The following is a 6,449-nucleotide window of genomic DNA, read 5'->3' as shown; positions in this document are numbered from 1 at the left end:
TCTGCTAGGGATTGCAGGGAACGGGCGCGATCGAGTAGCCAACGATAGATCTCTGCTTCCTTGAGGGAAACTGCTAAATCCAGGCGATCGAAAACAGCTTGGGTAAGGGAGGATTTAGCCTGGTCAAAAGCAGAAACTCCCATCAAAGTTACGCCAATGAGGGAAAGAACCAGAAAAGAACCAATAATTTGTACGAGTAGGCTTTTTGTCCAAATACGCATAACGTACTTACCAATCGTTGACGATCGCTTTAATATTCGCGATCGCTTCATCTGCTGCTTTTTCAGCAGTCCATCCCTCATTCAGAATACGCGAGATGGCACGACCCCAGACATTTTCCGCTTGTACCCGAGCATAAGCAGGGTTAAAGACAGGATAGGAAGGGCGGGTGTGTCCGGCGCGGAACTGTTGGGCGGCTACGGCAACATGGGGATCTTCTCGATCATTCCAAAAGGGATCTTGCCACAATTCCGGCATGACCGGAAACCAGCGACCGGATGCCCCTTTCACGTATTTTCCTAGGCGATCGGGTTGAATCAGGAAAGCGAGGAAATTTTTAGCGGCTTCGGGTTGGGGGGAGGTGGTAAAAATGAGGGCGTGTTTAACTCCGACGATATAATTAGGGGGGTCTCCATCGGGTTCTTTGGGAAAGGGAATCGTAGCCATTTCTTCGCGATACACTTGGGGATCGGAACGTTGGGAGCCGGGGATGGAGAGGGTGGGGTTTAAGGTCATCACCACTTGGCGATTGAGGAAACTGGCATTATTATCAGCATCGAGCCAAGCAATCGCGTTTTCGGGGACGTAGCCTTCGCGATAAAAGCGGGTGAACCAGTCCAAGGTTTGTACGATCCCCTTGCGAATCTCGGGACGATCGACTTGGAGGTTGCCCTCGCGATCGACGATTTCCACGTCATAGGCTTCTAACATTTGTTCAAATTGATAGAAGGTATCGACAGCTTGGGTTGAATAAGTTAGTCCCAGTCCGTAGATGTCTTCTTTTCCTTTTTCTCTGAGACGGTTTTGGACTTGTTTCCAAAAGTTCCAAAAATTCTCCCAATCTTGGGGAATATCAGTTTCACTAAATCCAGCTTCTGCCAGTAAATCCCGCCAATAGTGAATATGAATAGTTTGTTGTTCGATGGGAACAGCATAATAGGCACGTTGATTAGCCTTGTGATTAAAGAGTTGCACGGATTCTAGGGCGCTGGCACTATAGCGAGATTTGACGGGTTCAATGAGTTCGGACACATCGAGAAGATCGCCTTGCCAGGCCCAACGGGGACTCTCGATAAAGTCGGCTCGGACGGAAAATAAAATATCTGGAGGAGCTTCGTCTTCTAGGGCTTTGAGGGTAAGAGGGAGGAGGTCGTCTTCGTGGACAAATTTTAAATTAACTTTTAAGTTTTCTTGTTGTTGCCATTGCTCGATCGCGGTTTCTAGGGCTTGGTCTTCTTCGGGATAAAACCCTTGACTCCACCAGATGGTTAAATCGCGATCTTGGCTTTTTGGGGGAGATTTTTGGGTTGACTTTTCGGTACAACTATTCAGCAGGAGACCCAACAGCAATAGTGAGAAAAAATAGAAAAGGCGCATAAGAATTGTGTTTTCTAGTGTTCTTGCTTTAATATAACCAATTTTGTAGATAGAACGGAGTCGTATCTGCGATCGTTGCGATCGCGAACTTCTCTTCGATCTTGTAACAAAAGAAGAATGAAGAATTGGCTAGGCATTTTTAACAGAAAGATGATATATTCATTTTGATAATGACGACACTTATCGGAGGAGAGAGCGATTTGTGAAATGTGTTGCAAAATGTGTTGTACCGATCTTGTTATTCGTGTTATTTTTTACGATCGCCTCTCCTGCTGATGCGGCATTTTGTCAGCAGAAAGGCGATCGCCAAATTTGCATTCTCCAGATTAAACGCAGTGCCAAAAATTATTGGGAGTATCGAGTTAAAGTGAGTATTGACGGTAAAGTTAAACCTATTGAGATTTATAATTGCCGCGATCGCCTTCGCGTTGACAAACACGGTCAGGTCATCCCCTTTTCATCAGAAGGATCGGGAGAATATATTTGTAGCTTTTTTAAATAATGAAGAAACTACAGCCCATCTGATACAATACTATTGTTCTGTTGCAAAAGCCCATCCTGCAACACTTTCATTGCGTCCCATCAACCGAAAATGGAGAACAAGGAATCTATTTTTCGGGGACGGGTTGGAAAACGGTCATTTGCTGTTTTCGATCGCCATCAAAATCAAAATAAACCAAAGTTATACAAACATGATTGCTCTTTCTGACTCATCTTTAATGTCTCCCCAAGAATATCTGGACTGGGAAGAACAACAACCGCTTAAATACGAATATATGAACGGCGAAGTCTTTGCGATGGCCGGAGGAACATTAGCTCATACTGCGATCGCGTTAAACTTAGCCTCTACACTCAAAAATCATTTGCGAGGTAAACCGTGTCAACCTTACATGGCAGATGCTAAATTGGGTATATCGCAACAAGGTCCTTTTTATTATCCTGATGTGATGGTGACTTGCGATCGCCGTGACAGACAAGAACAAAAAATTGTTTATCATCCTTGTTTTATTGCAGAAGTGCTATCTCCAAGTACGGAAGGAAAAGACCGAGGGATTAAATTTCGCAATTATCGCCGTATTGATACTTTTAGAGAATACGCACTCATCAGCGCAGATACGATGCTGGTAGAAATTTATCGGTTGAATGAACAAGGAAAATGGGAACTCACGACCTATTCTCCACCGGAAAATGATACTTCTCCAGAAGAGATAGATATTCATTTAACCAGTGTCGATCTACATTTTCCCCTGTCTTTATTATACGAAGATGTGGTTTTAGTTGATAGTTGATAGTTGATAGTTGATAGTTGATAGTTGATAGTTGATAGTTGATAGTTGATAATTAACATGGTACGATGATTACGTTATCAACCCTTGGATGGAGGGCAATATTTATAAATCATCCCGCGATCGCGCCGTCGATCGGTGGTAAAATTTGTATCGCATTATTAAAGATCGCGCGATCGCCTGTTCTGGAATCTCCAGATCCAGCCACAATCGCCTTTAATCTCTGAGAGAGATTTCCCCTTTCCAAATTTTGTCCTGTAATTCTCGCCACAGTCCGCACTCCTCGGGTGTCACCGTCCCCCCCACATACATGATGCGCTTGATATAGTTAGACTCTGCATGAGATAAGTGTCCATCGACTAGAGCGCGTTCGATCGCGTTTTTAACTGTAGTAGTTTCCATAACACGACTATCCCGCAAATTGTACCGCCATTTTAGCAAATTTTCGCTCTAAAAATACTCTATCCTTTTTCTTGTGACTATTCGTAACCTGGAGGAGACGAAAAATGCAAATTGCGTGAAGATTCATCCTGTTGCGATCGCAATTTCTGCAACCGGAAAAACGTGATACGATGGAAAATTGCGTCTAATTGAGACAACAACCCGAAATGGGAGCGAAATGCTTACCTTGATAACGCTTGTTACCCCCTGCAAGTATTTCTCAGACTCATGGGGCTGTTTGTCTTTCGCGTGTCCATCGAACAGGAGAGAAAAGGGCAATCTACCCTCTTTTAGCATAAATTATGACTGATTCTATTCGCTTTCTCATGTGCGCCCCCGATCATTATGACGTAGATTACGTCATCAATCCCTGGATGGAGGGCAATATTCATAAATCATCCCGCGATCGCGCCGTCGATCAGTGGCAAAATTTATATCACATTATTAAAGATCGCGCGATCGTCGATCTCATTCCAGCCGAAAAAGGCTGGCCGGATCTCGTTTTCACCGCGAATGCTGGTTTACTTCTAGGTCAAAATGTAGTCCTCAGTCGCTTCTTGCACCCCGAACGTCAAGGAGAAGAACCTTATTTTAAGAAATGGTTTGAAGAGAATGGCTATACCGTCTACGAACTCCCCAAAGATTTGCCCTTTGAAGGGGCAGGAGATGCCCTATTAGACCGAGAAGGACGCTGGTTATGGGCGGGATATGGTTTTCGCACAGAACTTGATTCTCATCCTTATTTGGCGAAATGGCTAGATGTAGAAGTGATATCTCTGCGTTTAGTAGATCCCCGTTTCTATCATCTCGATACTTGTTTTTGTCCTCTCAGTGGGGGTTATTTGCTCTATTATCCCCCCGCTTTTGACTCCTATTCTAATCACTTAATTGAACGACGAGTAGCGGAGGAGAAACGCATTGTTTTGAACGAACTTGACGCGGTTAATTTTGGCTGTAATTCCGTCAATATTAACAATACCGTTATTATGAATAAGGCCAGTGAGTCTTTAAAACAGCGCCTGACGGAATTGGGTTATGAAGTTCTCGAAACCCCTCTGACTGAATTTCTCAAAGCTGGAGGGGCTGCAAAGTGCCTGACTTTGCGAACGACAGAACCGGTGCGCGAAGAACTCCATGCTGTTACTTATCTCGAAAGTCGCACCCTACAAATGCGAGGACATCTCCTCGATGCGGGGATTATGAACCGCGCCTTAGATGTTATTGTCGATCGCGGCGGTAGTTTTAAAGTTCTCAATTTTAACTTAGGGGCAGAACGGCAAAGCACGTCTTTAGCAGAAGTTCGGGTTTCCGCCCCCGATCGCGGGGTGATGGAAGATATCGTCGCCGATCTGATCGACATTGGGGCGATGGATGTACCGGAAGACGAACGAGATGCCCTCTTAGAACCGGTGCCTATGGGGGGAGTTGCGCCGGATGATTTCTACGTCACTACTATTTATCCCACGGAAGTTCGCATTAAAGGGGCATGGGTACGATTACAAAATCAACGCATGGATGGGGCGATCGCGGTGCGGGAGACTGCTGAGGGGGTCGTGGCACGGTGTAAGCTATTGCGAGACCTTGAAGTAGGGGAAAAGGTTGTTGTGGGGGTGCATGGCATTCGTACTGTTCGCAAAGTCGAAGATCGCGATCGCGCTTCTGCGGGGGAAGAATTCAGCTTCATGGGATCGGGGGTTTCCAGCGAACGTCGGGTTGAGTTGGTGGTGGAGAAAATTGCTTGGGAATTGCGACAAATTCGCGATCGCGGCGGTAAGGTTGCTGTAACGGCGGGTCCTGTGGTCATTCATACCGGAGGAAGCAAGCATCTCGCCCGTCTCATTCGCGAGGGATACGTGCAGGCTTTATTGGGGGGAAATGCGATCGCCGTCCACGATATCGAACAATCTCTCATGGGAACCTCCCTTGGGGTGGATATGCAGCAAGGGGTTGCAGTACGCGGCGGTCATCGCCATCACTTAAAAACCATCAATATTGTACGCCGTTATGGTAGCATTGCTAAGACGGTGGAAGAGGGGATTATCACCAAAGGGGTGATGTATGAATGCGTTAAAAATAACGTTCCCTTTAGTTTAGCCGGATCGATTCGCGATGATGGTCCCTTACCGGATACGCAAATGGATTTAATTAAAGCACAAGAGGACTATGGGCGGATGTTGGAAGGGGTGGAAATGATTCTCATGCTTTCGACGATGTTACACTCGATTGGGGTGGGAAATATGACTCCCGCCGGGGTTAAAATGGTCTGTGTGGATATTAATCCTGCCGTTGTCACCAAGTTAAGCGATCGCGGTTCTGTAGAATCCGTTGGTGTAGTAACAGATGTAGGTTTATTCCTCAGTTTGTTGGTGCAACAATTGGAACAATTAACCAACCCTTATGTCAGGAACCTCAGCCTTTAGGCGTGAGGCTTGAAAGAGAAATCTATGACAATAGGAAATTAGCCAGTAGGGGCGCAATGCTTGCGCCCTGCAATGCTTGCGTCCTTTATTTCCTCTCTTTTTTACTCTTGTGATAGATTAAATTATTAACGCTAATGGAAGAGTTATAATTGAAAATATTTAACAATTCGAGTTTTAGATGTCAACTTTGATGGATCGCTTTTTGCTTAAAGTCGTTAGCAATATTCCTTTGCGAGGACTTTTAATTATTCCCTTTGTTCTCCAGATTTGCGGTATTGTCGGGTTAGTGGGCTATCTTTCTTTTAGAACTGGGCAAAAAGCAGTTGAAACTCTTGCCGATCGCTTGATGCACGAAATCGGCGATCGTATCGAACAAAATTTAGAAACGTATTTAGCACTTCCTCATCAAGTCAACCGAACTAATGCAAAGGCGATTGAATTGGGTATTTTAAATGTGCGTGATTTGTCAACCGTTGAAAGTTACTTTTTAGAACAGTTGCAAATCTTTGATAACATTAATAGCATTGTTTTGGGAAATGAAGAAAAGGAATTTGTTGGAGTGGAAAAGCGAGAAAAAGAGCTTCTCGTTCTCATGGAATCAGATAATACAACTAATTATAACTTACAGACCTACGCGATCGATCCTCAAGGAAATCGTTTAGAAACTATTAATATTACGGAAAACTACGATCCCACAATTCGCCCG

5 protein-coding genes and 2 pseudogenes are annotated in these 6,449 nt (G+C 44.8%); 4 read left to right on the top strand and 3 right to left on the bottom strand.

The features are described from left to right. A pseudogene (locus tag VB714_RS06750) lies at positions 1-221 on the bottom strand (histidine kinase); the annotation flags it as partial. 7 nt (positions 222-228) lie between these two features. Further along, positions 229-1,563: an ABC transporter substrate-binding protein gene (locus VB714_RS06745; RefSeq protein WP_323222410.1), complete on the bottom strand. Its 1,335-nt coding sequence runs from the start codon at positions 1,561-1,563 to the stop codon at positions 229-231. A gap of 235 nt (positions 1,564-1,798) precedes the next feature. On the opposite strand from VB714_RS06745, the gene VB714_RS06740 reads away from it, so the two are divergent. Continuing rightward, a complete protein-coding gene (locus VB714_RS06740; protein WP_323222408.1) occupies positions 1,799-2,098 on the top strand; it encodes a hypothetical protein in 300 nt (99 codons plus the stop codon). Between the two features lie 190 nt (positions 2,099-2,288). Next, positions 2,289-2,885: a Uma2 family endonuclease gene (locus tag VB714_RS06735; RefSeq protein WP_323222406.1), complete on the top strand. Its 597-nt coding sequence runs from the start codon at positions 2,289-2,291 to the stop codon at positions 2,883-2,885. Between the two features lie 213 nt (positions 2,886-3,098). Here the strand turns inward: VB714_RS06735 and VB714_RS06730 are convergent, their stop codons facing one another. After that, complete coding sequence (locus tag VB714_RS06730) at positions 3,099-3,284, bottom strand: hypothetical protein (RefSeq protein WP_323222404.1); 186 nt, start codon at positions 3,282-3,284, stop codon at positions 3,099-3,101. A gap of 341 nt (positions 3,285-3,625) precedes the next feature. On the opposite strand from VB714_RS06730, the gene VB714_RS06725 reads away from it, so the two are divergent. Beyond that, positions 3,626-5,743: a TIGR00300 family protein gene (locus tag VB714_RS06725; RefSeq protein ID WP_323222402.1), complete on the top strand. Its 2,118-nt coding sequence runs from the start codon at positions 3,626-3,628 to the stop codon at positions 5,741-5,743. 178 nt (positions 5,744-5,921) lie between these two features. Then, positions 5,922-6,449: pseudogene (locus VB714_RS06720) on the top strand (guanylate cyclase); the annotation flags it as partial.

Origin of the sequence: Spirulina sp. 06S082, assembly GCF_034932145.1 — a bacterium.
Lineage (GTDB): Bacteria > Cyanobacteriota > Cyanobacteriia > Cyanobacteriales > Spirulinaceae > CCY15215.
Note: the sequence above shows the minus strand (reverse complement) of the source record. Positions and strands in the feature narration are given on the sequence as shown.